Here is a 24,904-nt window from a genome sequence, read left to right as displayed (position 1 = left end):
CTGGACGCCCCCTGGCGGCAAGTCCCTAGAGAAAAGCGCATTCGGCGCCATAGACGCCGCCGATCACAAGAAATTCCTCTTCCCCCTGCAAGGTGCCGGGCAGCAAGCGGCAGTGGAACAGCACCTTGGTCACCGGCACCTGCAGGGTAAGGATGAAATCCCCGAATTCCCCGGCCCGTTCCCGGTTGCAGGTGAAGGAGTTGAGGCTGTTCAGGAGCAGTACCGGCCGCCCCCCGGGACCGTCGGCGAGCCGCTCGTGTTCCCCCAGGTGGTTCACCCCCCGGTGCAGGGTCAGATGGCTGACGCCCGGTTGCTGCCGGGCGAACTCGTACTGGCAGTAGGCATAGACCAGGTCCAGCTGGGCTTCCAGGGCATTGGTGCCGTACAGGCCCTGGGCCCGCATCTCCACGTAGCGCTGGTAGGCGGTGCCGCCCTGGTCCCGCAGGGGTTCGCCGTGGTAGCGGGGCAGGAGGCCGAAGCGGGATTCCACCCAGCCTTTCATCACCGCCCCCTCGCGGCTGTCGGAATCGAAGCTCCAGCCCCGCAGCATGCGCACGTAATTGGCCTTGGCCCGGCCCTTGGGGCCGCCGCTGAAACCCGCCTCCTCCAGGTGGTCCAGGCAGAAGTGCACGGTCACGTAGTCCTGGAAGATTTCCGCCCGGCGCCCGGGCTCCGGGGTGGCGTCCAGGCGCCGCAGCAGGTCCCGGTGCAGTTCTTCCACCCCGTCCAGCTTCAGGGGCGCCGGGTGCCGCTGGTAGCTGAGGCTGCCCAGGATCACCGCCGGCAGGTTGCAGCGGTTGATGGGCAGACGGGCATCCCGGGGCAGTGTGGGTTCTTTGTCGGCAGCCCTACAAAGCGTAGGGGAATTGTCGCATCCAGGCGCTTCGCCAAAAAACTGACGATCTGTATTTTTCATTTGAAAATCAGCTACTTGATTATTTATTTTGGAGCTGGCACGGTCCGTGCAGTAGGTGTGGTGCGACCCCTTAGATTCCTCGCAATCGAATCACTCGACTGACTCAAAGGAGATTACACCATGGCAAAACTGCGTCAATGCGCCATCTACGGCAAAGGCGGTATCGGCAAGTCCACCACCACCCAGAATCTGGTGGCTGCACTGGCCGAATCCGGCAAGAAGGTAATGATCGTCGGCTGCGACCCCAAGGCCGACTCCACCCGTCTGATCCTGCACAGCAAGGCCCAGAACACCGTGATGCACCTGGCTGCTGAAGCCGGCTCCGTGGAAGACCTGGAACTCGAAGACGTGATGGCCATCGGCTTCGGCGGCGTCAAGTGCGTCGAGTCCGGCGGTCCTGAGCCCGGCGTCGGCTGTGCCGGCCGCGGCGTGATCACCGCCATCAACTTCCTGGAAGAAGAAGGCGCCTACGACGAAGACCTGGACTTCGTGTTCTACGACGTGCTCGGCGACGTGGTGTGCGGCGGTTTCGCCATGCCCATCCGCGAGAACAAGGCCCAGGAAATCTACATCGTCTGCTCCGGCGAAATGATGGCCATGTACGCCGCCAACAACATCGCCAAGGGCATCGTGAAGTACGCCAACTCCGGTGGTGTGCGTCTGGCCGGCCTGATCTGCAACTCCCGCAAGACCGACCGGGAAGACGAACTGATCATGGCCCTGGCTGCCAAGCTGGGTACCCAGATGATCCACTTCGTGCCCCGTGACAACGCCGTGCAGCACGCTGAAATCCGCCGCATGACCGTGATCGAGTACGACCCCACCGCCAAGCAGGCCGACGAATACCGGGCCCTGGCCAACAAGATCAACAACAACACCAAGTTCGTCATCCCGACCCCCATCGAGATGGAAGAGCTGGAAGAGCTGCTGATGGAGTTCGGCATCATGGAAGCCGAGGACGAATCCGTCGTGGGCAAGACCGCTGCCGAACTGGCCGCCGAAGCCGCCTGATTTCCGGCAGGTTGTACCGCATCACCCAATGATCCATTGAGCGCCTGGCACGAATAAGTGCCGGCGCGACGAAAGGAAAACATTATGGCAGCGCTCACTCGTGAAGCCACCGAGGCCCTGATCGCCGAAGTGCTCGAGGTATATCCGGAAAAGGCCAAGAAGGACCGGGCCAAGCACCTGATGATCAACGACAAGACGTTGGAATCCTCGAAGAAGTGCATCACCTCCAACCGCAAGTCCCTGCCTGGCGTCATGACCATGCGGGGCTGCGCCTACGCCGGTTCCAAGGGCGTGGTGTGGGGTCCCATCAAGGACATCATCTCCATCTCCCACGGCCCCATCGGCTGCGGCCAGTACGCCCGTGCCGGCCGTCGTAACTACTACGTGGGCACCACCGGTGTGGATGCTTTCTGCGAACTGAACTTCACCTCCGATTTCCAGGAAAAGGACATCGTGTTCGGTGGCGACAAGAAGCTGGCCAAGCTGATCGAGGAAATCGAACAGCTGTTCCCCCTGAACAAGGGCATCTCCGTGCAGTCCGAATGCCCCATCGGCCTCATCGGTGACGACATCGAAGCCGTCTCCAAGAAGGCTGCTGCCGCCATCGGCAAGCCCGTGGTGCCGGTGCGCTGCGAAGGCTTCCGCGGTGTGTCCCAGTCCCTGGGCCACCACATCGCCAACGACTCCGTGCGCGACTGGATCCTCTCCAACCGCGACGGTCAGGCCTTCGAAACCACCCCCTACGATGTGGCCATCCTCGGTGACTACAACATCGGTGGTGACGCCTGGGCTTCCCGCATCCTGCTCGAACAGATGGGTCTGCGCGTGGTGGCTCAGTGGTCCGGCGACGGCACCCTGGCCGAAATGGAGAACACCCCCAAGGTCAAGCTGAACCTGCTGCACTGCTACCGTTCGATGAACTACATCAGCCGCCACATGGAAGAGAAGTACGGGATTCCATGGCTGGAGTACAACTTCTTTGGTCCCACCAAGATCGCCGAGTCCCTGCGCAAGATCGCCAGCTTCTTCGACGACAAGATCAAGGAAGGTGCCGAGCGCGTCATCGCCCAGCACAAGGAAATGATGGACGCCGTGATCGCCAAGTACCGTCCCCGCCTCGAAGGCAAGAAGGTCATGCTGTACGTGGGCGGCCTGCGCCCCCGTCACGTGGTCGGCGCCTACGAGGACCTGGGCATGGAAGTGGTCGGCACCGGCTACGAGTTTGCCCACAACGACGACTACGACCGGACCATCAAGGACATGGGTGACGCCACCCTGATCTACGACGACGTGACCGGCTACGAGTTCGAAGAGTTCGTGAAGGCCTGCAAGCCCGACCTGATCGGCTCCGGCATCAAGGAAAAGTACGTCTTCCACAAGATGGGCGTGCCCTTCCGTCAGCTGCACTCCTGGGACTACTCCGGCCCCTACCACGGTGTGGATGGCTTCGCCATCTTCGCCCGGGACATGGACATGACCCTGAACAACCCCTGCTGGTCCAAGCTGACCCCGCCCTGGGTCAAGAAGGACGAAGTCGCAGAGAAGAAAGCAGCCTGATGCCTCATCCCCCCTCCTCCGGGAGGGGGATGAAGGACAAGCCCTTATCCCAACTTTCGCGCGTATCCACGGATAGGTGGTGCGAGCAAAGGAGATCAAGATGCAAGACGTAGAGAACATCAAGCCCTGTTACCCCCTGTTCCGTCAGGACGAGTACAAAGCCTCCATCGGCGCCAAGCGGGAACAGTTCGAGGAAAACCCCGGTGCCGCCAAGGTGGCCGAGACCTTCGCCTGGACCACCACCAAGGAATACCAGGACCTCAACTTCCAGCGTGAAGCCCTGACGGTGAACCCCGCCAAGGCCTGCCAGCCCCTGGGCTCCGCCCTGTGCGGCCTGGGCTTCCACAAGAGCCTGGTGTACATCCACGGTTCCCAAGGTTGCGTGGCTTACTTCCGCACCTACTTCAACCGTCACTTCAAGGAACCCATCGCCTTCATCGCCGACTCCATGACGGAAGATGCAGCCGTGTTCGGGGGCCAGAAGAACGTCCATGAAGGTCTGGCCAACGCCACCCGCCTGTACGGCGCCGAGATGATCGCCATGTCCACCACCTGTATCGCGGAAGTGATCGGTGATGACTTGAACGCCTTCATCAACAACGCCAAGAACGAGGGCTACCTGGATAAGGACTTCCCCGTCCCCTTCGCCCACACCCCTTCCTTCGTCGGTTCCCACATCACCGGCTGGGACAACATGGAAGAAGGCATCCTGCGCTATTTCACCCTGAATGAAATGGAAGGCAAGAAGGTCGGCTCCAACGGCAAGATCAACATCGTCCCCGGCTTCGAGACCTACCTGGGCAACTACCGCGTCATCAAGCGGATGCTGAAGGAAATGGACGTGGATTACACCTTCCTGTGTGATCCCGAAGAAGTGCTGGACACCCCCGCCGATGGCGAGTTCCGCATGTACGCCGGCGGCACCACGATCCCCGAGATCAAGGATGCCCCCAACGCCATCACCACCTTCCTGCTGCAACCCCAGCACCTGGAAAAGACCCGCAAGTTCGTGGAAAACACCTGGAACCAGGAAGTGCCCAAGATCACCATCCCCATGGGCGTGAATGGCACCGACGAGTTCCTGATGGCGGTCTCCCAGGCCACCGGCAAGGCCATCCCCGAGTCCCTGACCAAGGAACGCGGCCGCCTGGTGGACATGATGACCGACTCCCACGCCTGGCTGCACGGCAAGAAGATGGCCATCTTCGGTGACCCCGACTTCGTCTATGGCATGGTCGGCTACATGCTGGAACTGGGGATCGAGCCCACCCACATCGTCTGCAACAACGGTTCCAAGCGTTGGGGCAAGGCCGTGGAAAAGCTGCTGGCCGAATCCCCCTACGGCGTGCATGGCAAGGTGTATGTGGGCTGCGACCTGTGGCACCTGCGCAGTCTGTGCTTCACCGACAAGCCTGACTTCCTGATCGGCAACAGCTACGGCAAGTTCATCCAGCGTGACACCCTGTACAAGGGCAAGGAGTTCGAGGTTCCCCTGATCCGTCTGGGCTTCCCCATCTTCGACCGTCACCACCTGCACCGGATGACCACCATGGGCTACGAGGGCGGCATGTACATCCTCACCACCCTGGTCAATGCGGTCCTGGAGCGTCTGGACGACGAAACCCGCGGCATGGGCACCACCGACTACAACCACGACCTGGTTCGTTAAGACGTAGCGGGCGCCCCGGTCGGGAACGGAACTCTCCGCTCCCGACCGGGCACTCCCCCCTCACGACAGGAGAAGCCACATGGCCAACATCATGATTCGCCAGAACGCCGCCGGTGGCCTGGTGTTCTACCTGCCCAAGCGGGACCTGGAAGCCGACATCCAGTCCATCGAATTCGACACTCCGGAAAAATGGGGCGGCGAACTGAAGCTGGAAAACGGCGGCAGCTACTACGTGGACCCCATACCCAAGCCGGCCCGCCTGCCGATCTCGGTGCGCGCCAAACGCCTGGGTGCGGCGGAAGACTAAAAAACACGAGCAACAACGGAAAACAAGGAGTTGCATCATGGCAATGAAGATCAATCCCGATGAATGCACCATGTGCGGTGATTGCGCCCCGGTCTGCCCGACCAAGGCCATCAGCGAAGGCAAGATGACCTTCAAGGTCAATGCCGACCTGTGCACCGAATGCGACGGCCATGCCGATTCGCCCAAGTGCATGGACGTCTGCCCCGCAGGCTGCATCGCCTACGCCTGAGGCATGAGCCGGAAGGGCTGTCCTTCCGGCTCCCCCAACTCTCACCAGGAGCGTCCCATGTCCGAGACTCCCATTGCCTCCCGCGAAGCCGCCCTGCGTATTGCCCACGCGGCCCGCACCCTGAATGGCCTGGATGTAAAAGCCTTTGTGGGCGCCCTGGCCGACCGTTACGACCTGCCCCTGACCGAGACCAAGCTGGCCTGCATCACCGTCGAGGACCTGCGCGAAATCCTGGCCGGCAGCCATGCCGAAGCCGGTTGCGTGGTCGGCGTGGAGATGGAAGAACTGAAGGCCGTCATCAAGCTCTTCAAGGGCGAAGGGGTGGAAGGCAGCGATCTGCCCCCGGTGGAAAGCTACAGCGAAGGGGAAATGCCCCAGTCCATCCGCGTCGCTATCGCCGCCAACCGGGGCGAGAACCTGGACGGCCACTTCGGCTCCTGCGAGCGCTTCCTGATCTACCAGGTCTCCCCCACCGCCATGAAACTGGTGGAAGTGCGCGGCGCCCTGGAAGCCGACCAGGAAGAGGACAAGAACGCCGCTCGGGCCGCCCTGATCAAGGACTGCCAGATCCTCTACCTGCAATCCATCGGCGGTCCCGCCGCTGCCAAGGTGGTGCGCGCCGGGGTGCATCCCATCAAGGTCCCCAAGGGCGGTCCGGCCCGGGAAGTCCTGGCCAAGCTCCAGGAACACCTGCGTACCCCGCCCCCCTGGCTGGCCCGCATCATGGGCGTCCCGGCCGCTTCCCTGGCCAAGTACGAGGAAGACCTGGCCGACGAGGAGGCATGATGATCACCCAGGAAACCCTCCAGGCCGTGGCAGCGGCCGCCCCGGGCAAGACCGCCTTCCAGCTGCGGGAACAGTTTCCCGGGGTGATGTTCACCGAATGCGGCGAGGATGACGTGCCGGCCCGGCTCAATCCCGTCCTGGAAACCCCCGGCCACTACTTCTTCCTGTTTACCAACGCCAGTGGCCACTGCCTGGAATTCACCAGCGATTTCGCCTCGGCCACCGGCGTTGTCGTCGCGGCCCGGGCCGATGGCTGCTGAAGACAGCCGCGCCGTCCCCGCTCCGGAGGCCCTGGCCACCGGGCTCTGCGACGGCTGCATCCACGCCGCCGGGCTCCTGCCCCGGGGCGGCTGCCGCCCGGGGGACACCTGCATCCGCGCCCACAGCGGCCGGCAGATCGACCGCTTCCTGCGGCTGCACCGGGACGAGGCCGAACACTACCTGGGCGACCTGTTCTGGGAACGGCGCGCCATCGCCGCCCGCTACGCCCCGGTGGAACGCATCGGCGCCCTGATGCATGACCCGGACGAAGTGGTGCGCCGGGTGGTGGCCGAGCGGATTCCCGTGGAGCAACTGCTCGGCATGGTGCGCGACCCGGACCGGGAAGTGCGCCTCTCCGTCGCCGCCCGCCTGCCTGCCACCGACCTGGGCGCCCTGCTCAAGGACCCCGACTACCTGATCCGCGTCACCCTGGCCCGACGCCTGCCCCACGGCCAGCTGGCCCGCCTGGCCCGGGACCCGGAACGGGAAGTGCGCAAGGCCGTGGCCCAGCGTCTGCCCCCCTTCGCCCTGTACACCCTGGCCGACGACGCCGAAGCCGAAATCCGCGCCATCGTCGCCGCCCGGGGCCTGCCCGAAACCGCCGCCGACCTGCTCCAGGACCCGGAATGGTGGGTACGGCTGGCCGCCGTGCACAATGCCCCGCCGGAAACCCTGGCGCCCCTGCTGAACGACCCGGAAGCCGAAGTCCGGGAAGCCGTCCGGCACCGGCTCCAGGACCCCGGCCCCAACAGCGGCGGGATGCCTCCCCACGCAATACCCTCCCCCCATTCGACCCAATCCACATCCAAGGACGGATCATGAAGGACACCCTGGCCTGGCAGGAATACTGCAAGAATCTCGCCCCCAGCATTCAGGAATGCTGCAGCCGCACCCCGGTCTCCGGCGGTCCTGCCGCCCTGGTCAAGCAACTGGACCAGGAACTGCCCGAATGGCAGTTCCGGCACCGCTTCAACCGGGGCGGCTGGTACCGCCTGGGCGGCGTCGTCGATGCCGCCGGGCAAGGGGTGGCCGACAACCTGGAAACCTGGGCCGAAACCGCCCTGGAAGCCCGCGACGGGGACCTGGGCCAGCTCCTCGACGATCTGGAAGCCACGCCCCTGTACGCCACCCGCCTGGTGGGCAGCACCCACTACCTGGTAGCCCCGGCCGGCGAAAACCCGGCGGATTTCCTGCAACTGGAAATCGAGGAACTCCAGGAAGTACGCAGCCACCGCCTGGGCGAAGGGGACCCCTCCAGCCTCAACGAACTGGTGGACCCGGCCGCCCTGCCGCCCCGACCCCACCCCCTGGGCCTGCCCGTGTACCGCTTCCGCCGCCTCCTGCACGTGGGCGCCACCCTGCAGCGCATGGCCGCCCAGAGCCCCGAGCCGCCCCCGATCCAGCGCCTCCTTAACGACTGGAACCACAGCAGCGCCGGCCACACCACGGCGCTCAACAACCACTGGGTCATCGCCCTGCGCGAATACCTGGACCGCTACCAGCAGACCCAGTATCGGGCCCAGCCCATCGCCATCCTCTCCGGCAAGCCCCCCGCCTTCGACGTGAGCCAGGGCACCAACGAGCTGAAGCTCCAGGCCGCCCTGCAAGCCTTCGACCGGGAAGTCGGCTACCCCCTGGCCTGGTTCTTCCACATGCTCACCACCAAGGCCGTGCCCCACTGGGTCGCCCAGACCGTGGTGGAAGACGCCCTGGCCGGCTTCGCCTACCTGCCCCAGCGGGACGTGGAAGTGGTGCGCAACTGGCTGCACCGTCCCTACACGGTGTAAATCTGAAACCGTGGTTGAACCACAGAGACACAGAGCCCCAGAGAAAAACAAGACCTGGATGGGGGCACGCTCAAGATGCCCCCAAATTCACAAGCGATTGTTTTCAAGAATTTATCCGTGACGCGGCAGGAGGCTTTCAGGTTGAATCGTTTGATCGGGATAGGGGGTATTGGCTTTATGCTCCGAGGCCGGAGGCCTGCGGGAAGAGGCTGGATTTTAGGGTGGAAAATCGCGTCCCCGATGATTCGCTCTTCATTGAGTGTTCTTGGCTGACCACCCTGGAAGTTTCATCGATGGAGTCCCGTAAAAGCCAAACCTCTACCGCCTCCCCCTGACAGCACCTAATATTTTTTTAAATCCTTGCAACCAAACCATTTAGTAGAATTAAAAGAATCACATGGGCTTAACTCACCTTCAGAGTCATCAATTAACCATGGAACCCCATTGGCATTTCCGGCGCCAACATTTTTTGTATTGTATCTAGGTGTATCATATTTGGTAGCCTCAGTAGGCTGAAGGACTTGTGGTTGATTTTCGAGGAGTGATTCGGCCGCTGATACCCTGGCCTTCGCAACGTCCCAGACACTTGACAAGCCTACCATAAGCGGTATGCCACGATTCAGTCCCCAGATATCAGCTTTTTGGGTCGGGACATTGTAACGGTTAGCGTACCAACTCATGCCTGTCAACTCCAACGGCAATCCTCCTGAGTAAGCAATGTCATTACCCCTACCAGCGAAGAACTTTATGTGCGCTTCCCAGAAAGTGGCTACGTCGGTATAGGCCTCAATGGCTTTCTGATAAAGATCGGCGGCTTCATTTTCGTGAGGGTACTTAATTTTGGACTTGGCGATAGAGACCTCTGTTGCCAACTGTTGTATATATGAAAGATACTGCTGAAACGTAATTCCGACGTCGATTGCACTTTTTATCGCAGTTGCAGCACGGGATGCTCCTCCCCAGCGGGTCTTTATCTCTTGTGTGCGTTCTCGCGCTGTCCCTTCAAGGGATTTCTCAGGGGGGGAGTGCGGACTGACCTGCATTGGCGCCTTTGCAGCCAGCCGAGTGGCTGATTCCAAGCATTCAATCCGTTTCGTAGGGTTCTTGATCGCTCGACAAGCATCTATTATTTTTTCGGCGTCGTTCGTGGAAGCTGACATTGCAGAAAATGACAATCCCCACACAGAAACAGCGCTGACCACCACCACGCAGTTTTTAATTAACTTAAACACAGACACATTCCCCAACTGATAAGATTTATCCTTAATACACTGCATTGTGCCTCAGAAAAATATTCAACATGGAACAAAAAGGGCCAGGCTCACTTTTCACGTTCTCCAGCTAAAGCAAAAACCCAGTGCCGCTTGATAGCTGTCGTCTCAATCAATTCACCTGCAGCAGCATTATCGATCGTGATTAAAGTCTGGCTTCGCCACGACTTATCAAGCGTTGCATTCAATATTTTCAGCTTATCCGCCACATTTACTGCGCCTTGGATTTCAGCCAGATCCACATGAACACTCATTTTTTGCCCCACCAATCATCTCCACGCATCGCACAATTAGCCTGACACCACTACCTCGCATACCGCCTACCAATCACAGAGGTCACACTTACCCCTCCCCAAAAAAATCCGGTTACCCCATGCAAAACACGTATTCACACATCAACAAACCCGGATATACAGCCGCCCAATCCGGCCTGCACTATTTCTTCATAGCTGGCATCCACCAAATGAGGAGAAAAATCAACGAACATCTTCTCTCCATCCCCTACCTCTTCCAGGGACCACCAGGATGCCTCGCATTCGCCACAACAGACAAAAACCCTTCCCGTCTTTCTGCAGATAGCAAAAGCCAAATAATCCTGCTCACAGCGGGGGCAAACCGAGTAAAGATATATTCTGGCCATTCCCGCCATTCACCCTGTTCGCCATAAGCGCAAATAAACCCCGGCTCTGGAGCAGCATTCTTCCAGCATTTCCCCTGGAACCACCGCTTCATTTCCCATAACGCCGGTACAACTCGATGAGGTCCACCAGCATCTGCCATTCCTGACCGTCGTACATGGCCGCTCCATACATGCCGGCCAGCACCATCACCCCGTCGCCTACGGCCAGATGGCCCGCGCAATTGCCTATCGCCAGGGGCAGCCCTGCGTCCTCGAACTTGCCATCCTTGATGGTCCACACCCCATAGTCGTTGGTGCACCAGACCCGGTCCTGATACCACTCCATATCTTCCAGGCGCAGACTCAAGCCGCCATCGTGGATTTTTTCCCAGCGATTCTCCCGGCCTCGGAATACCGCGCCACTCCGCCCGCCGATATAAACCTGTCCATCGCCTCCGCAGCAGACGTTGTATAGATCCATGTGGCTGGGAAAGGGGATCTGCTTCCAGCGCTTTCCGTCGTAGTGCCAGACATCGCCTTCACCCCCCACGGCATAGAGGTCGTTGGCAGAAAACCCGTGAATGTCGTCAAAGCCATAGTCGTTTTCATCGACCTTGCGCTTGACCTTGGGGAGCGGCAGGCTCTTGTCCCACAGGGGAACCCAGTGATTTGGACCTTCACGCCGGCACACACTGCGCCGACCGCCTACACCATAAACATAGCCATCTATGCGGCGTAATTTCCCTATGCCACCTCGTTGCGGGCCGGTTTCGTCATCGAACGGGACCTGGGTTTCCACCTGATCGTAGCCGCTACCCCTTGCATACACCTGAGCTTTGTAATCCACCGCAACGGCATGGGGCTTCGGCACTTCTGAAACCTCGATATTGATAATCCGAAAGCCCGTCAGGTCGGCATATCCGTACCGCTTCTCCTCAGGCCAGTCCAGAATCAGATTCGTGAGCCTTTTGACCACTTCTGATTCGTCCGGATCGCTGTCCCCCTCCTCCAGCTCGTACTCCTGGCGCCCCAGGAGATAGATGATCGAGCGGCTGCGCACAGCGCAATCCACGAAATGAAAATTCCGGAAATACTCATCAAACGACAGCTTGTCCACGCCATTACCCGCACAGTGTTTTGAGACCAAGGGGGATTGTGGCGGCCCCGGCCGCAATTGTCACCCGAATGGCATTTCCGGCAACCCGCCACCGCTCACGAGTCCCGCGGGCCGGTGCGGCCGCTGCCCTCGGGGCCTGCCTGGGGCAAAGCCCTACTGCAGCCCCAGGCGCATGACCCGCATTGCCGAGGGGGCGAAGCCGAAGCTGGCGTAGAAATGCTGGGCGCGCAGGTTGTCGTGGTCGGTGAGCAGGGTGACCCGGGCCAGGCCCTCGCGGCGGGCCCAGGCCAGGACCTCCGTCACCAGCAGCCGGGCCAGGCCGCGGCCCCGGTAGTCGGCCTGGATGATCAGGTCTTCGAGTATGCCCACGGGCGCCCCTTCGGCGGTACTCACGGTGAGCAGCAGGTTCACCATGCCCCGCACTTCCCCCCCCTGACGCAGTACGAACAGGCGCCCGGCAGCCGGGTTGTCGAGCAGCATCTGCAGGCCCCGCTGCTGTTTTTCCGGCTGGGGCCGGAAGTCGTGTTCCTGGGCGAACAGGGCGCCAAGCAGGGCCACCATGGCGGGCAGGTCGGCGTTGCTGGCGGGGCTGACCTGGAATTCCTGGGCAAGGTCGGACATGGGTTTTCTCCAAAAAAGGTGGCGGGGATTATGTCCCAAAGCTGCTCCCCGCCGGGGGATTGTCGCCTTTGCGACAGCGACAACAAGCCGACAATCGCTTATGAATCATTGGTTTATTTAGTGGCACCGCTCTTGCTAGAGCTAGAGCGAACCACTGGAGATGCCCATGAAAGCCAGCGAAATCCAGGCCCTGCTCGACGAGCCCGCCTGCAGCCACAACACCAAGGAGAAGTCCGGTTGTGCCCGGCCCAAACCCGGCGCCACCGCTGGCGGCTGCTCCTTCGACGGAGCCCAGATCGCCCTCCTGCCCATCGCCGACGTGGCCCACATCGTCCATGGTCCCATCGCCTGTTCGGGCAATTCCTGGGACAACCGGGGCACCCGCTCCTCCGGCCCCTCCCTGTTCCGGGTCGGGATGACCACCGACCTGTCGGAAACCGACGTGGTCATGGGCCGGGCCGAAAAGCGCCTGTTCCATGCCATCAAGCAGGCGGTGGAGAACTACAAGCCGGCGGCCGTGTTCGTCTACGCCACCTGCGTCACCGCCCTGGTGGGTGACGACATGGAGGCCGTGTGCAAGGCCGCTGCCGAACGCTGGGGCGTGCCGGTGATCCCGGTGGATGCGGCCGGTTTCTACGGCACCAAGAACCTGGGCAACCGCCTGGCCGGCGAAGCCATGTTCAAGTACGTGATCGGCACCGCCGAGCCCCGCCCGGCCCGGCCCCACCCGGCCGGCATTCCCACCTACGACGTGAATCTGATCGGCGAGTACAACATCGCCGGGGAATTTTGGAAGGTGGCGCCCCTGTTCGACGAGCTGGGCCTGCGCATTCTCGGCACCCTGTCCGGCGACGCCCGTTTCCACGAGGTGCAGACCATGCACCGGGCCCGGGTGACCATGGTGGTGTGCGCCAAGGCGCTCCTGAACGTGGCCCGCAAGATGCAGGAGCAGTTTGGCATTCCCTTCTTCGAAGGCAGCTTCTACGGGGTCAAGGACACCTCCCAGGCCCTGCGGGACTTCGCCCGCATGATCGGCGACCCGGACCTGATGGCCCGCACCGAGGCAGTCATCGCCCGGGAAGAAGCCAAGGCCGATGCCGCCCTGCAGCCCTGGCGCGAACGCCTCAAGGGCAAGCGGGTGCTGCTGTACACGGGCGGGGTGAAATCCTGGTCCATCGTCTCGGCCCTCCAGGATCTGGGCATGACCGTGGTGGCCACCGGCACCAAGAAGTCCACCGAGGAGGACAAGGCCCGCATCCGCGAGCTGATGGGGGAGGACGCCAAGATGATCGACGACGGCAGCCCCAAGGCCCTGCTCTCCACCTACAAGGAATACCGGGCCGACATCCTGATCGCCGGGGGCCGCAACCTGTACACGGCCCTGAAGGCCCGCATCCCCTTCCTGGACATCAACCAGGAGCGGGAATTCGGCTACGCCGGCTACGAGGGCATGGAAGAACTGGCCCGGCAGCTGGCCCTGTCCATCGAGAGCCCGGTCTGGCAGGCCGTGCGCACCCCGGCCCCCTGGGCCAGACAGAACGCCACCGGCACCGTGCTGGCTGCGTAAACAGGAGCAAGGTCATGGCTGAAATCATCAAAACGGTGAAGCCCCTGGCGGTGAATCCCCTCAAGTCCAGCCAGCCCCTGGGGGCTTCCCTGGTGTTCCTGGGCCTGGACAAGGCCATGCCCCTGATGCATGGCTCCCAGGGCTGCACCGCCTTCGGCAAGGTGTTCTTCGTGCGCCACTTCCGGGAGCCGATTCCGCTCCAGACCACGGCCATGGACCAGGTCTCCTCCATCATGGGCGCCGACGAGAACATCGTCGAAGCCCTCGCCACCCTCTCGGAAAAGAGCAAGCCCGAGGTCATCGGCCTGGTGACCACCGGCCTCTCGGAAACCCAGGGCACCGACATCCACCGGGCCATCAAGGAGTTCCGCGCCGCGCACCCGGAGTTCGACCAGGTGACGGTGGTGCCGGTGAATACCCCTGATTTCCTGGGCTGCCTGGAAACCGGTTTCGCCCTGGCCCTGGAATCCCTGATCGAGGTGATGGTGCCGGAAGGCCGCGTCGCCGGCCGCCGTCCCAAGCAGGTGAATGTGCTCGCCTCCAGCATGCTCACCCCGGGGGACGTGGAGGCCATCAAGGAATGGGTGGAGGCCTTCGGCCTGCGCCCGGTGGTGCTGCCCGACATCGCCGATTCCCTGGACGGCCACCTGGTGGAGGCCGAGTTCTCCGCCCTCACCATCGGCGGCACCCCCAGGAGCGAGATTGCCAGCATGGGGGAATCCGCAGCCACCCTGGTGATCGGCCGTTCCCTGGACAAGGCGGCCGACAAGCTCCAGGCCCGCACCGGCGTGCCCGACTACCGCTTCAACGGGCTCATGGGCCTGGCTGCCTGCGATGCCTTCACCCAGGCCCTGGCGGAGATTTCCGGCAAGCCCGTGCCTGAGAAGGTGGAACGGCACCGGGACCAGCTCCAGGATGCCATGGTGGATTCCCACTTCATGCTCGGCTTTGCCCGACTGGCCATTGCCGCCGACCCGGACCTGCTGGTGATGCTGGGCAACTTCGCCCTGGGCATGGGGGCCCAGATCGTCGCCGCCGTCTCCCCGGTACGGGCGGAAACCCTGGCGGAGCTGCCCATCGGCAGCATCACCATCGGCGACCTGGAGGACCTGGAACACCAGGCCCAGCGCCACGGGGCCCAGCTCATGCTGACCAACTCCCACGGGGCCGAGAGCGCCCGCCGCCTGGGGCTGCCGCTGCTGCGCGTGGGTTTCCCCCAATACGATCTGGTGGGCGGCTACGCCCGCGCCTGGGTGGGCTACCGGGGTTCCCGGCAAGCCCTGTTCGACCTCGCCAACCTCCTGCAGGCCCAGCACCATGACACCCGACCCTATCGATCCCTGTACTGGCAGGACAGCCCCAGAGCCCACGAAACCGGGACGGCGGCTGCGCCTGGTCTGGTCCACTGAAACGGAGCCCCCCGTCATGCTCAAGCTCGCCTTCGCCTCCGATGACCGGGTCCGGGTCAACCAGCACTTCGGTGCCGCCACCGCCTTCGTCATCTACCAGGTCAGCCCCCAGGGGGCCAGCGTCCATGGCTTCGGGGAATTCCCCGAGGAAGCCATGGACGGCAACGAGAACAAGCTCCAGGCCAAGGTGGATTTCCTGGCCGGCTGCGACGCGGTATTCGTCCATGCCATCGGCGCTTCCGCCATCAAGCAGCTGCTGGCCAAGGGGGTGCAACCGATCCGGGTCAGCGAGGTGGATGCCATCGAGGACCTGCTCAAGGAAGTGAGCACGGCCATGGTGGAAGGCGGCGTGCCCTGGATCGACCGGGCCCTGGCGGCCCAGGCCAAGGCCAGCGGCCCGGACCGGTTCGCGGCCATGGAAGCGGAAGGCTGGGACGGCTGATGCAGGACCACGAAATTCCTCAGGGCACCATCCTCGCCCTGCACGACGGCAAGGCCACGGTGCGGGTGGATACCGGCGGCTGCAATGGCTGCGGCCACGGCAGCAGCTGCAGCGTCGGGCGCATGGCCTCCGGCCGGGTCACCCGCCTGGAACTGGACGCCCCCCCGGGGTTGAGGGTCGGCGAGCGGGTCAGCCTCGCGCCCCCCGCCACCGGCCTGCCCCTGATGGCTGCCCTGGGCTACCTGCTGCCCGCCTTTGCCCTGGTGCTGGGCGCCGGCCTGGGCCTGAGCCTGAGCGGCAGCGACGGGGGCACGGCCCTGGGCGCCCTGGCCGGTTTTCTCCTCGCCCTGGTCCTGGTGCGGCTGCTGTCCGCCCTGCGCCCCGGCCTGATGCCGGTGCCCCGCATCGAACCCCTGTCCACCCGCAGCATTTCCATCGTCCCCCTTTCTTACACGGAGCCCCACCATGAGCGCTGAAGCCGTCACCGAACGCGATCCGATTCTCGACACCGATTTCATCAAGGAAATGGCCCGCCAGATGCGCGCCCTGGACACCTACGGGGTCTACAACGGCTGCTCCGTGGAGCAGATTCTCGACCCCTTCATCATGACCAAGGAAAAGAAGGCCGAGATTCCCCTGGTGGGCGACCCCGATGAAGAGACCCTGGCCCGGGTCAAGGCCCTCTACAACGCCATCTCGGTGCTCATCGAGAAGGAATGCAAGCTGATGGCCGTGCCCCTGGTGCATCTCACCCACGAAGGTTTCGGCCGGGCCCTGATCACCGTCGGCAAGCTGGTGGTCATCGACAAGACCCTGCGCGACGTGCATCGCTTCGGTTTCCCCAGCCTCTCCAAGATGAAGGACGAGGCGGACAAGCTCCTGGGCGTGGCCCTGGAGCGGGTCGGCATGTATCCGGAGGTCGCCGGCCTCTAAGCGGCCGCACACCTCCGGTTTATCAGGGAGCACACCATGACAGAAGAAGAACTCAAGGCATTGGACCAGGAAGTCAAGAAACTCAAACGCGTCGCGTCGGAGTGGGCCGGCCAGCTTCATGACCTGGTAGAAGACCGCTTGCCGGCCGCCTACCAGGAAATCCCGGGCATTGCCCAATCCACCTTTGACGCTTGCAAGGCCTGGGCAGATGCCAACGCCCAGCTGAAAGCAGCGCAAAAATCTTAACTGCATCGAGAGAAAGGAGCTTCACATGTCCAACATCACCGGCCTGACCCTGGGTGGCGCCGTCTGGATCCCCGAGTTCGTCACCGAGATCAACCAGGAAACCTGCATCGGCTGCGGCCGCTGCTACAAGGTCTGCCCCCGGGACGTCCTCGACCTGATCGAAAAGGATCTGGACGAACTGGACGACGGCGATGACAACAACGCCTCCGTCATGACCTTGAAGAACGCCAAGGACTGCATCGGCTGCGGCGCCTGCAACCGGGTCTGCCCCAAGAAGTGCTACACCTACGCACCTTCTCCGGCCCTGGCCTGAGCCCTGCCATGAGCGCCGCCGCCCGGGAACCGGCACCCCTGGAGCTGGATTCCCGGCGGACGGCCCTCGCCCCCCTGGGGGCAGCCGTCTGCGCCCATCTACGCCAGGCGGCCAGCCGCCTGGGCGTGGACCTGGGTGCCCGGCCCGACTGGTCCGAAGCCAGCTTCGCCCTGCAGACCGACCCCTATTCCGGCGAGCAGAGCCTGGTGGGCACCTGGAAGGATGGCGCCCGGTACGGCACCATCACCTGTTTTCCCGACCAGCGGGTCTTCGCCGAATACCAGATTCTCGCGCCCCATCCCACCCTGGCCGGCCAGTTCATCGAGGCCATCCACGTCTGGGGCACCACCGACAAACTCAAGAGCGAGCCAGTGCTGCTGGCCCTGCCGGACTGAAGCCATGAGCGCCCTGCCCACGCCCCGCATGCTGCTGCTGCACAAACAGAAGACCAGCGGCCGCCTGCGCTATCTGCGCCTGCCGGCCGGCATGCTGCTGCTCACCCCCCTGCCCGAAGGGGCCCGGCTGCAGCCGCCGGACAGCCACCCGGAAACCCACGTGCTGCCCGCCGGCTTCCTGCTGGAAGCCGAAGCCTACCTGGGGCTGCCCCCGGGCAGCATCGAAGGGGCCGCCGAGTTCTCCGCCTGGGTGGCCAGTCCGGAAGGCGACATTCCGGTGCTGCTGGCTTACTTCACCACCATAGACCCGCCCTTTGCCGCCGCCGAGACCCGGGACGGCCGCTTCATCACCATCACCGAAGCCCGGGGCCTGCCCCAGGTGGAGCTGGAGCTGATGCGGCGGGCCTACGAGCACGTCCTGGGCTGAGCCCGCCAGGGCCGGACTCCGGCCCTTCCATTCCCCCTCGCTTTCCCCGCTTGCCCTCCGAGAAACCATGCACCCATCAGGGGCATGGGCACCAGTCCAGCTCACGGGCGCTGTCAGAAAAACGACAAGCCCCCCGCCACAAACATTCAAACCACTGTTTTACAAGAAATTTATTTCTTGGCACGGCACTTGCTGAATAGGCGTACCCCCCTGACACCGGAGAAATAAAAATGATCAACCTGACCCCGAATGCCGTGAAAGCCATCCAGCGCTTCATTCGCGGCTCCGAAACCCCTGTGGCCGGGCTGCGCCTGATGATTTCCGGCGGCGGTTGCTCCGGCTTCCAGTACGGCATGCGCCTGGAGGCGGAAAAGGCCGAGGACGATTGGGAAATCGAGGTGGAAGGCATCAAGATCCTCGTGGATCCCTTCACCCACCCGATGATCGACAACGTCCATATCGATTTCATCGACAGCCTCACCCATACCGGTTTCAAGTTCGACAACCCCAACGCCAGCGCCCAGTGTTCCTGTGGCCAATCTTTCTCGGTCTAAGGAGACTCAAGTCATGTGGGAATATTCTGACAAGGTTCGTGAACACTTCTTCAACCCCCGCAATTCCGGCCCCCTGGAAGAGGCCAACGGTATCGGCGACGTGGGTTCCATCCAGTGCGGCGACGCCCTGCGGCTGATGCTCAAGGTCAACCCGGAAACCGAGGTGATCGAGGATGCGCACTTCCAGACCTTCGGCTGCGGCTCCGCCATCGCCTCCTCCTCGGCCCTGACCGAGATGATCAAGGGCAAGACCCTGGATGAGGCCCTCAAGGTGTCCAACCAGGACATCGCCGACTTCCTCGACGGTCTGCCCCCCGAGAAGATGCACTGCTCGGTGATGGGCCGTGAAGCCCTGCAGGCCGCCGTGGCCAACTACCGGGGCGAGGTCTGGTCCGACGACCACGAGGAAGGCGCCCTGATCTGCAAGTGCTTCGCCATCGACGCGGTCATGATCGAGGACGTGGTCAAGGCCAACAACCTGCACACGGTGGAAGAAGTCACCTTCTACACCAAGGCCGGCGGCGGCTGCGCGGCCTGTCATGAAGGCATCGAGGAAATCCTGGCCAAGGTCAAGGCCGAGCGGGCCGGTCCCGGCGAAGTGTCGCCCCCCCTGGTGCAGATCGAACCCGCCCCCAAGGCTGCGGCAGCGCCGGTCGCCCCGGCCCCCACCGCCCCCATCAAGCTCACCAGCGTGCAGCGGATCAAGAAGATCGAGGAAGTGCTGGAATCCGTGCGCCCCATGCTGCAGCGGGACCACGGGGACGTGGAGCTGGTGGAAGTCCAGGGCAAGCACATCTACGTGAGCCTCAAGGGCGCCTGCTCCGGTTGCATGATGGAAGCGGCCACCCTGGGCGGCATCCAGCAGAAGATGATCGAAACCCTGGGTGAGCTGGTGCAGGTCCTGCCCGTGTCCTACATGCCTACAGAGGCCTGAGCCCCACCCCAACCCCGACCGAACAGGAATCGCCATGGAACCCATCTATCTGGACAACAATGCCACCACCCGGGTGGACCCCGCCACGGTGGAAGCCATGCTTCCCTTCTTCACCGAGCATTTCGGCAACCCCTCCTCCATCCATGCCTTCGGCAGCCAGGTGGGCAAGGCCCTGAAGCAGGCCCGGCAGCAGCTCCAGACCCTGCTGGGGGCCGAGCATGATTCGGAGATCATCTTCACCTCCTGCGGCACCGAATCCGACTCCACCGCCATCCTCTCCGCCCTCAAGGCCCAGCCGGAGCGCAACACGGTGATCACCACCGTGGTCGAGCACCCGGCCATCCTGACCCTGTGCGACTGGCTGGAGAAGGAAGGCTACATCGTGCACAAGCTGAAGGTGGACAAGAAGGGCCGCCTGGACCTGGACGAATACAAGGCCCTGTTGAACGACCGGGTGGCCATCGTCTCGGTGATGTGGGCCAACAACGAGACCGGCACCCTGTTCCCGGTGGAAGAAATGGCGGAACTGGCTGCCGCCAAGGGCATCATGTTCCATACGGACGCGGTGCAGGCCGTGGGCAAGATCCCCATGAACCTGAAGCAGAGCAAGATCGACATGCTCTCCCTCTCCGGCCACAAGCTGCACGCCCCCAAGGGCATCGGCGTCCTCTACCTGCGCCGCGGCTGCCGTTTTAGGCCCCTGCTGCGCGGCGGCCACCAGGAGCGGGGTCGCCGGGCCGGCACCGAGAACGCCCCGGCCATCGTCGCCCTGGGCAAGGCCGCCGAGCTGGCCCTGGAACACATGGGCCATGAAAACACCGAGGTGAAGCGCCTGCGCGACAAGCTGGAGCAGGGCATCCTGGCCCAGGTCACCCACGCCTTCGCCACCGGCGACGTGAGCAACCGCCTGCCCAACACCAGCAACATCGCCTTCGAGTACGTGGAAGGGGAAGCCATCCTGCTGCTCCTGAACAAGGTGGGCATCGCCTGCAGCTCCGGCTCCGCCTGCACTTCCGGCTCCCTGGAGCCCTCCCACGTCATGCGCGCCATGGGCATCCCCTACACGGCAGCCCACGGCACCATCCGCTTCTCCCTGTCCCGCTACACCACCGAGGCGGAAGTGGACCGGGTGATCGAGGCCGTGCCCCCCATCATCGCCCAGCTGCGCAAGCTCTCCCCCTACTGGACCGAAAAGGGCCCCCTCACCAACCCGGAACAGGCTTTCGCCCCGGCCTACGCCTGACCCAGCCAGTTTTCAGCAGCAGTCCTCTCCTCCCCCGGCGGCCGTCGCAAGACGCCCCGGGGATTTTTTTTGTTTCGGGTCTGCCGAGCCCGGGGCAGGGGGCTGGCGACGCGGCAGGAAAACACAGATCGAACCTAAAAACCTCACCACAGAGACACAAAGACACAAAGACACAGAGAAGTTCAAAAAAACAATGGCTTGCATTATCTTCTGCGCTCACCTAGAAAGTGACCTGGCCTTCCAGGACAAGTCTTTGTTTTTCCTCGGCGTCTCTGTGCCTCTGTGGTTTAACTGAGGTTTTAAGGTTGAAAAAAAGCCCCCGGTTTCCCGGGGGCTCTGGGCCTGGCAGGCGCCTGACGGGCCTTAGTCGGCCACGAGCTTGCCCCGGGTCAGCAGGTCCTGAATGATCTGCTGCTGGTCGCCGGCGCCGCTGACCAGATCCACCCCGTTCAGGATGATGCTCTGATCCACGGCAGTCTCGCTGTAGCCGCTGGAGAAGGCGCCGGAGGTGCTGATCTGCACCACGGTGCTGCCCTGGGCATTGACTTCGAAATGCAGGTAGTCCATCAGGTTGCCCACATCGTTGCCAGTGTGCTGCTCGCCCACCAGCAGGTCGCGCAGGTCCAGCTTGTCGGAGTTGCTGGTCGTATCGAAGTCCATGACCGTGTCCACCGCCGGCTTGCCGGGCGTGCCCTGGTCGTGCAGCTCCCAGGCGAAGGTGTCCGCCCCCAGGCCGCCGTACATCAGGTCGTTGCCAGCCCCGCCGGTCAGGTGGTCATTGCCGCCCTGGCCATAGAGGATGTCGTCCCCGGCACCACCATCCAGGGTGTCGTTGCCTCCCCGGGCGTCGCCCGCCACGTTGAACTGCTCGTGGTTGGCGCGGATGTAGTCGTACAGCTCCTGTTCCGTCGGGGCGCTGCCGTTGCGCAGGGTCAGGAAGGTTTCCAGGGCGCTGACGCCGGAACCGTCCAGCAGGTCGGCAGGCCGTGCCGGATTGCCACCCACACCCCAGGGCAGGCTGTCGGTGTTGATCACGTCACCAAAGATGATGTCGTTGCCGTCACCGCCGCTGACCGTGTCATTGCCGACCGGCACCAGTTCCAGCCCGGTGGAGCTGCCTTCCAGAGCCGCGGCGAACTGGCTGGCGTTATTGACGATCTCGGGAGCCCCCACCGTCCCTTCGACGATGTTGGGCACTTCCAGGCGGATGTCGGTGATCCGGGCCTGGGCCGAGCCGCTACCGCTGGAATTGTCGGTCACGCTGAACACGAAGCGGTACTGGCCCGCGCCCACGGCCGCCGTGGTCACATCCGTGGCCCCAGAGCTCAGGGTGGCACTGCTCACGGTTTCCCAACCGTTGTCGCCCAGACGCTGGAGCTGCCAGTTGAGCCGATCGGCATTGTTCCAGGAACTGGTGGCGAAATCGAAGGTGAAGTAGGACTGGCTCTGGGCCTCGGTCACCGTCACCGGGGCGCTGGTGACCACGGTGGCGCCACCACCGTTGGGATCGGTGATGTTGAGCCGGCTGTTGGAGATGGTGGCCGTGCCGGAGCCCGTGGTGGTCCAGGCGGAGATACTGCCCAGCTGGCCGGGGCTGGTACCGGTGAAGCTGGCCAGGACGATGGACTCGGTGCCGGAGAAGGTGGCGCTGGCATTACCCGTCACCGCGCTGTTGTCGAAGAAGCGCAGGTAGTTTTCGTTGACGCCGCTGCCGATGCCGATGCCGTTCACCGTGCTCACGGCGCTCAGGGGGGCGAAGGCCTCCACGGAGTTCAGCAGGGTGGCGTAGGTGGTCGAATTGCCAGGTCCCTGGACGGTACCACTGTCGTCCAGATAGAAGGTCGGGTCTCCGTCCGTCAGGAAGTAGGTGACGTTTTCATAGTCGGCTGCCGCGTTGTACCCGGCCGAGGTCTGGGCATTGAACCAGGCCACGGCCTGGTTGAAGGCGGCCTCGTAGTTGGTGCCGCCGCTGGCCGCCAGGGCGTCGATGGCGTCCAGCAGCGTCTGGATGTTGCTGGCGCTCAGGTTGTTGATGTTCACCGTGGTGCTGGCGCCGCTGGAGAAAGCCACCATCTGCAGGTTGATGATGCCATCGTGATCCAGCAGCTTGTCGGCGAAGTTCTCCAGGGCCTGCTTGGTCAGCGCCATCCGGGTCAGCCCGGGCTCACCGGAAGCATTGGACATGCTGCCGGACACATCCACGATCAGGGAGATGTTGTAGTTGGTGGCGGCCATGGAGGTGGTCAGGGAGCCGCCCACGTCGCCGAGCAGCACGTCACTGCCGCTGGTGCCGCCGATCGTGTTGTCGCCGTTATCCTGGCCACCGCCGCCGCCACCGATGACGATGGTGCCGTCGTTGTCCAGGATGGTGCCGGTGCCGGTGATGCCGCCCACGGTGAGGGAGAAGGTCTGGCTCGGCTCGGGCACGCTGTCGTTCAGGGTCGGCACGCTCACAGTGAAGCTGCTCACCCCGGCCGGCACAGTGATCTTGCCCGTGGCGGCATCGTAGGTGACCCCGTTGCTAAAGCTCAGGTTGGCGTTGTAGTCCTCACCCTGGGTGGCGGTTCCTTCCGCCAGGCTCAGGGCAAAGCTGGTGGGCGTGGGACTGCTGCCGCTCAGATTCACCGTGAATACGGCCGCATTCCCTTCATCCACGGTCACGTTGGTGACCCCGGCAGAGCTGCCGCCCACATGGACGATGCCGATCACCGTGTGGTCTCCCAGCACCGTGACGGAGGCGGAACCCACTTCCGTATCGACACCATCCTGAACCGTGGCCACCGCCGTGATGGTTCCCGCCACCCCGTTGGGTACGGTCAGGCTGAGGCCGCTGATGCTCACGGCCTGGGTGACCGGATCCACTGTCACCGTGTAGGCGCCGCTGCTCACCAGGGGCAGGGTCCAGGTGCCATTGCCGTTGTCGGTACCCGCAGAGAGGGTCGCGCCGGCAGGCACGGAAACGGTGACGGAAAGCACGGACTCGGAATAGTCGATGTCCGTCGGCGTGGCGGTAAGGGTCACCGGGTAGGTGGCCGCCGTGTTGAAGGTGATGGAGTGCACCAGGTAGTCATCGCCGGATCTGGGCGCGCTGAACTCGATGCGGCTGATTTCCGCCCCATTGGCGCCGGTGAGCACGAAGGGGGAGTCGATCACGTCGGTAACGCCCTGGACCTGGCCGGAGCCGATCACGTTGCCACCGGCGTCATAGAGGGTGTAGCTGGCCCGCTCGGTGGCGCTGAGCCAGGCCAGCTGCACGGTGGCGCTGGTGACCGGAGTGGTGAAATTCACCACCAGCTTTTCAGCACTGTTGTTGGCATAGCCGACTTCCCCATCGGCGCCGGAAGCCGCCCCCGCGACACCGAAGCCGCTCACCAAGCCGCCACTGCCCTGACCACTGACCGTACTCACGGTGCCAAGGCTGCCATTGGGGTTGTAGGCAGTCACCGTGTAGCCCTGCCCCACTTGACCGACATTGCTGCTGTCGATGGTGGTGCTGACCGGGACCGGGGTGCCGAGCACCAGGGTCACGTCGGGCACATCCGCCACCGGGGTCACCGAAAGCTCCAGGGTGGAGTCGGTACTGCTGCCACCGTTGCTGACCGTGTAGGTCACGGTGGGCACAGGACCGGCGTAATCCTCGTGCGGCGTGAAGGTGTAGTTGCCCAGGCTGTCCAGGGTAAAGGTGCCGACGCCATTGACCGTGGCCGTCTGACCCGGAGCGTAGCTGCCGGCCAGCCCCGCCACGGAGAAGCCGGTGACCTCCAGGGTGCCCACCGGGGTGCTGGCGTTATCCAGCACATTCCCGGACAGGGGAGTGTCCTCCGGAGTCGCTGCCACTTCACCCAGGTCGGCCACGTCATCGTCCAGGATGGTGCCGGTGCCGGTGACGCCGCCTACGGTGAGGCTGAACTGTTCCGTCGGCTCGGAAGTGCTGTCTTCCACCGTCGGCACCGTCACCGTAAAGCTGGTCACGTTGGCGGGTACGGTCACCAGGCCGGTGGCCGGGTCGTAGCTGACGCCGTTGGTGAAGCTCAGGTTGGCCGTGTAGTCGCCGCCCAGGACGGCAGTGCCGTCGCTCAAGGTCAGGGCGAAGGTGGTGGCCGTGCTGCTGGGGTTGGAGAGATTGACGGTAAAGACCGCTGCGTCGCCTTCATTGACGGTGACCCCGTCAATGGCCGGGTTGGTGTCGCCCACGTGGGTGATGCCAGGGGTGCCGTCATCATCCAGGATGGTGCCGGTGCCAGTGACGCCGCCCACGGTCAGGCTGAACTGTTCGGTCGGTTCGGAGGT

At 63.4% G+C, this 24,904-nt stretch carries 27 protein-coding genes; 21 read left to right on the top strand and 6 right to left on the bottom strand.

Going from position 1 to position 24,904, the window contains the following annotated elements; translation table 11 throughout:
* Window positions 1-25 precede the first annotated feature (25 nt).
* A complete protein-coding gene (locus tag G474_RS21030) occupies window positions 26-916 on the bottom strand; it encodes an NAD(+)--dinitrogen-reductase ADP-D-ribosyltransferase (protein ID WP_084513787.1) in 891 nt (296 codons plus the stop codon).
* 120 nt (window positions 917-1,036) lie between these two features.
* Between G474_RS21030 and nifH the strand changes: the two genes are divergently transcribed.
* The 9 genes from nifH to G474_RS0114785 all read left to right on the top strand — a co-directional run bounded on the left by nifH (window position 1,037) and on the right by G474_RS0114785 (window position 8,523).
* A complete protein-coding gene (gene nifH / locus G474_RS0114825; protein WP_026687661.1) occupies window positions 1,037-1,927 on the top strand; it encodes a nitrogenase iron protein in 891 nt (296 codons plus the stop codon).
* An 84-nt stretch (window positions 1,928-2,011) separates the two neighbouring features.
* Window positions 2,012-3,484, top strand: coding sequence for a nitrogenase molybdenum-iron protein alpha chain (gene nifD, locus G474_RS0114820; protein ID WP_026687660.1), 1,473 nt, complete (start codon window positions 2,012-2,014; stop codon window positions 3,482-3,484).
* 100 nt (window positions 3,485-3,584) lie between these two features.
* Window positions 3,585-5,153 (top strand): nitrogenase molybdenum-iron protein subunit beta, encoded by a 1,569-nt coding sequence (nifK, locus tag G474_RS0114815; protein WP_026687659.1) that lies wholly within the window; start codon window positions 3,585-3,587, stop codon window positions 5,151-5,153.
* Between the two features lie 79 nt (window positions 5,154-5,232).
* Window positions 5,233-5,460 carry a putative nitrogen fixation protein NifT gene (nifT, locus tag G474_RS0114810; protein WP_026687658.1) on the top strand — a complete coding sequence of 76 codons (228 nt, stop codon included), beginning with the start codon at window positions 5,233-5,235 and terminating at the stop codon, window positions 5,458-5,460.
* Window positions 5,444-5,689 (top strand): 4Fe-4S binding protein, encoded by a 246-nt coding sequence (locus tag G474_RS0114805; RefSeq protein ID WP_425386881.1) that lies wholly within the window; start codon window positions 5,444-5,446, stop codon window positions 5,687-5,689. Before nifT ends, G474_RS0114805 begins: the two co-directional genes overlap by 17 nt.
* 57 nt (window positions 5,690-5,746) lie before the next feature.
* Window positions 5,747-6,475, top strand: a complete 729-nt coding sequence (locus tag G474_RS0114800) for a dinitrogenase iron-molybdenum cofactor biosynthesis protein (protein ID WP_026687656.1) — start codon at window positions 5,747-5,749, stop codon at window positions 6,473-6,475.
* Entirely contained in the window at window positions 6,472-6,735 is a 264-nt protein-coding gene (locus G474_RS21025; RefSeq protein WP_156919284.1) for a DUF6129 family protein, read from the top strand. The genes G474_RS0114800 and G474_RS21025 overlap by 4 nt, the downstream gene beginning before the upstream one ends.
* Complete coding sequence (locus G474_RS21020) at window positions 6,725-7,558, top strand: 4Fe4S-binding leucine-rich repeat protein (RefSeq protein ID WP_051282334.1); 834 nt, start codon at window positions 6,725-6,727, stop codon at window positions 7,556-7,558. The genes G474_RS21025 and G474_RS21020 overlap by 11 nt, the downstream gene beginning before the upstream one ends.
* Window positions 7,555-8,523: a hypothetical protein gene (locus G474_RS0114785; RefSeq protein WP_026687655.1), complete on the top strand. Its 969-nt coding sequence runs from the start codon at window positions 7,555-7,557 to the stop codon at window positions 8,521-8,523. The genes G474_RS21020 and G474_RS0114785 overlap by 4 nt, the downstream gene beginning before the upstream one ends.
* 341 nt (window positions 8,524-8,864) lie before the next feature.
* On the opposite strand, the gene G474_RS23520 is transcribed toward G474_RS0114785, so the two are convergent.
* The 4 genes from G474_RS23520 to G474_RS0114775 all read right to left on the bottom strand — a co-directional run bounded on the left by G474_RS23520 (window position 8,865) and on the right by G474_RS0114775 (window position 12,151).
* A complete protein-coding gene (locus G474_RS23520; protein ID WP_156919283.1) occupies window positions 8,865-9,755 on the bottom strand; it encodes a hypothetical protein in 891 nt (296 codons plus the stop codon).
* A gap of 89 nt (window positions 9,756-9,844) precedes the next feature.
* Complete coding sequence (locus tag G474_RS23515) at window positions 9,845-10,036, bottom strand: hypothetical protein (protein ID WP_169729527.1); 192 nt, start codon at window positions 10,034-10,036, stop codon at window positions 9,845-9,847.
* A 486-nt stretch (window positions 10,037-10,522) separates the two neighbouring features.
* A complete protein-coding gene (locus G474_RS22215; protein ID WP_051282333.1) occupies window positions 10,523-11,530 on the bottom strand; it encodes a beta propeller repeat protein in 1,008 nt (335 codons plus the stop codon).
* Window positions 11,531-11,683: 153 nt separating this feature from the next.
* Entirely contained in the window at window positions 11,684-12,151 is a 468-nt protein-coding gene (locus tag G474_RS0114775) for a GNAT family N-acetyltransferase (RefSeq protein WP_026687654.1), read from the bottom strand.
* 166 nt (window positions 12,152-12,317) lie between these two features.
* Here G474_RS0114775 and nifE point away from each other — a divergent pair, with 166 nt between their 5' ends.
* The 12 genes from nifE to nifS all read left to right on the top strand — a co-directional run bounded on the left by nifE (window position 12,318) and on the right by nifS (window position 20,614).
* On the top strand, window positions 12,318-13,718 hold the full coding sequence (gene nifE / locus G474_RS0114770) for a nitrogenase iron-molybdenum cofactor biosynthesis protein NifE (protein WP_026687653.1): 1,401 nt from the start codon (window positions 12,318-12,320) through the stop codon (window positions 13,716-13,718).
* Window positions 13,719-13,732: 14 nt separating this feature from the next.
* On the top strand, window positions 13,733-15,127 hold the full coding sequence (gene nifN / locus G474_RS0114765) for a nitrogenase iron-molybdenum cofactor biosynthesis protein NifN (RefSeq protein WP_026687652.1): 1,395 nt from the start codon (window positions 13,733-13,735) through the stop codon (window positions 15,125-15,127).
* 16 nt (window positions 15,128-15,143) lie between these two features.
* On the top strand, window positions 15,144-15,569 hold the full coding sequence (locus G474_RS0114760; RefSeq protein ID WP_051282332.1) for a NifB/NifX family molybdenum-iron cluster-binding protein: 426 nt from the start codon (window positions 15,144-15,146) through the stop codon (window positions 15,567-15,569).
* Window positions 15,569-16,045, top strand: coding sequence for a SoxR reducing system RseC family protein (locus G474_RS21010; protein ID WP_043464660.1), 477 nt, complete (start codon window positions 15,569-15,571; stop codon window positions 16,043-16,045). The genes G474_RS0114760 and G474_RS21010 overlap by 1 nt, the downstream gene beginning before the upstream one ends.
* On the top strand, window positions 16,035-16,502 hold the full coding sequence (locus G474_RS0114750; protein WP_026687650.1) for a NifX-associated nitrogen fixation protein: 468 nt from the start codon (window positions 16,035-16,037) through the stop codon (window positions 16,500-16,502). Before G474_RS21010 ends, G474_RS0114750 begins: the two co-directional genes overlap by 11 nt.
* A 36-nt stretch (window positions 16,503-16,538) precedes the next feature.
* Window positions 16,539-16,748, top strand: a complete 210-nt coding sequence (locus G474_RS0114745; protein WP_026687649.1) for a CCE_0567 family metalloprotein — start codon at window positions 16,539-16,541, stop codon at window positions 16,746-16,748.
* 25 nt (window positions 16,749-16,773) lie between these two features.
* Entirely contained in the window at window positions 16,774-17,061 is a 288-nt protein-coding gene (gene fdxB / locus G474_RS0114740) for a ferredoxin III, nif-specific (RefSeq protein WP_026687648.1), read from the top strand.
* A gap of 8 nt (window positions 17,062-17,069) precedes the next feature.
* Complete coding sequence (locus G474_RS21005) at window positions 17,070-17,456, top strand: hypothetical protein (protein WP_051282331.1); 387 nt, start codon at window positions 17,070-17,072, stop codon at window positions 17,454-17,456.
* A 4-nt stretch (window positions 17,457-17,460) separates the two neighbouring features.
* Window positions 17,461-17,883 (top strand): hypothetical protein, encoded by a 423-nt coding sequence (locus tag G474_RS0114730; RefSeq protein ID WP_043464657.1) that lies wholly within the window; start codon window positions 17,461-17,463, stop codon window positions 17,881-17,883.
* Window positions 17,884-18,113: 230 nt separating this feature from the next.
* Entirely contained in the window at window positions 18,114-18,437 is a 324-nt protein-coding gene (locus G474_RS0114725; protein ID WP_026687646.1) for a HesB/IscA family protein, read from the top strand.
* Window positions 18,438-18,450: 13 nt separating this feature from the next.
* Window positions 18,451-19,371 (top strand): Fe-S cluster assembly protein NifU, encoded by a 921-nt coding sequence (nifU, locus tag G474_RS0114720; RefSeq protein ID WP_026687645.1) that lies wholly within the window; start codon window positions 18,451-18,453, stop codon window positions 19,369-19,371.
* Between the two features lie 34 nt (window positions 19,372-19,405).
* Window positions 19,406-20,614 (top strand): cysteine desulfurase NifS, encoded by a 1,209-nt coding sequence (gene nifS / locus G474_RS0114715; protein WP_026687644.1) that lies wholly within the window; start codon window positions 19,406-19,408, stop codon window positions 20,612-20,614.
* 363 nt (window positions 20,615-20,977) lie between these two features.
* Here nifS and G474_RS22210 read toward each other — a convergent pair.
* Window positions 20,978-24,904: beta strand repeat-containing protein (locus G474_RS22210; RefSeq protein WP_026687643.1), on the bottom strand; the 3,927-nt coding region annotated here is incomplete at its 5' end.

The organism is Azovibrio restrictus DSM 23866, from assembly GCF_000429665.1.
GTDB classification, from domain to species: domain Bacteria; phylum Pseudomonadota; class Gammaproteobacteria; order Burkholderiales; family Rhodocyclaceae; genus Azovibrio; species Azovibrio restrictus.
Note: the sequence above shows the minus strand (reverse complement) of the source record. Positions and strands in the feature narration are given on the sequence as shown.

Excerpts from the sequence above, each read along its gene's own strand:
- G474_RS21030 (WP_084513787.1), bottom strand. The coding sequence starts at position 916 with ATGAAAAATACAGATCGTCAGTTTTTTGGCGAAGCGCCTGGATGCGAC.
- nifH (WP_026687661.1), top strand. The coding sequence starts at position 1,037 with ATGGCAAAACTGCGTCAATGCGCCATCTACGGCAAAGGCGGTATCGGC.
- nifD (WP_026687660.1), top strand. The coding sequence starts at position 2,012 with ATGGCAGCGCTCACTCGTGAAGCCACCGAGGCCCTGATCGCCGAAGTG.
- nifK (WP_026687659.1), top strand. The coding sequence starts at position 3,585 with ATGCAAGACGTAGAGAACATCAAGCCCTGTTACCCCCTGTTCCGTCAG.
- nifT (WP_026687658.1), top strand. The coding sequence starts at position 5,233 with ATGGCCAACATCATGATTCGCCAGAACGCCGCCGGTGGCCTGGTGTTC.
- G474_RS0114800 (WP_026687656.1), top strand. The coding sequence starts at position 5,747 with ATGTCCGAGACTCCCATTGCCTCCCGCGAAGCCGCCCTGCGTATTGCC.
- G474_RS21025 (WP_156919284.1), top strand. The coding sequence starts at position 6,472 with ATGATGATCACCCAGGAAACCCTCCAGGCCGTGGCAGCGGCCGCCCCG.
- G474_RS21020 (WP_051282334.1), top strand. The coding sequence starts at position 6,725 with ATGGCTGCTGAAGACAGCCGCGCCGTCCCCGCTCCGGAGGCCCTGGCC.
- G474_RS0114785 (WP_026687655.1), top strand. The coding sequence starts at position 7,555 with ATGAAGGACACCCTGGCCTGGCAGGAATACTGCAAGAATCTCGCCCCC.
- G474_RS0114775 (WP_026687654.1), bottom strand. The coding sequence starts at position 12,151 with ATGTCCGACCTTGCCCAGGAATTCCAGGTCAGCCCCGCCAGCAACGCC.
- nifE (WP_026687653.1), top strand. The coding sequence starts at position 12,318 with ATGAAAGCCAGCGAAATCCAGGCCCTGCTCGACGAGCCCGCCTGCAGC.
- nifN (WP_026687652.1), top strand. The coding sequence starts at position 13,733 with ATGGCTGAAATCATCAAAACGGTGAAGCCCCTGGCGGTGAATCCCCTC.
- G474_RS0114760 (WP_051282332.1), top strand. The coding sequence starts at position 15,144 with ATGCTCAAGCTCGCCTTCGCCTCCGATGACCGGGTCCGGGTCAACCAG.
- G474_RS21010 (WP_043464660.1), top strand. The coding sequence starts at position 15,569 with ATGCAGGACCACGAAATTCCTCAGGGCACCATCCTCGCCCTGCACGAC.
- G474_RS0114750 (WP_026687650.1), top strand. The coding sequence starts at position 16,035 with ATGAGCGCTGAAGCCGTCACCGAACGCGATCCGATTCTCGACACCGAT.
- G474_RS0114745 (WP_026687649.1), top strand. The coding sequence starts at position 16,539 with ATGACAGAAGAAGAACTCAAGGCATTGGACCAGGAAGTCAAGAAACTC.
- fdxB (WP_026687648.1), top strand. The coding sequence starts at position 16,774 with ATGTCCAACATCACCGGCCTGACCCTGGGTGGCGCCGTCTGGATCCCC.
- G474_RS21005 (WP_051282331.1), top strand. The coding sequence starts at position 17,070 with ATGAGCGCCGCCGCCCGGGAACCGGCACCCCTGGAGCTGGATTCCCGG.
- G474_RS0114730 (WP_043464657.1), top strand. The coding sequence starts at position 17,461 with ATGAGCGCCCTGCCCACGCCCCGCATGCTGCTGCTGCACAAACAGAAG.
- G474_RS0114725 (WP_026687646.1), top strand. The coding sequence starts at position 18,114 with ATGATCAACCTGACCCCGAATGCCGTGAAAGCCATCCAGCGCTTCATT.
- nifU (WP_026687645.1), top strand. The coding sequence starts at position 18,451 with ATGTGGGAATATTCTGACAAGGTTCGTGAACACTTCTTCAACCCCCGC.
- nifS (WP_026687644.1), top strand. The coding sequence starts at position 19,406 with ATGGAACCCATCTATCTGGACAACAATGCCACCACCCGGGTGGACCCC.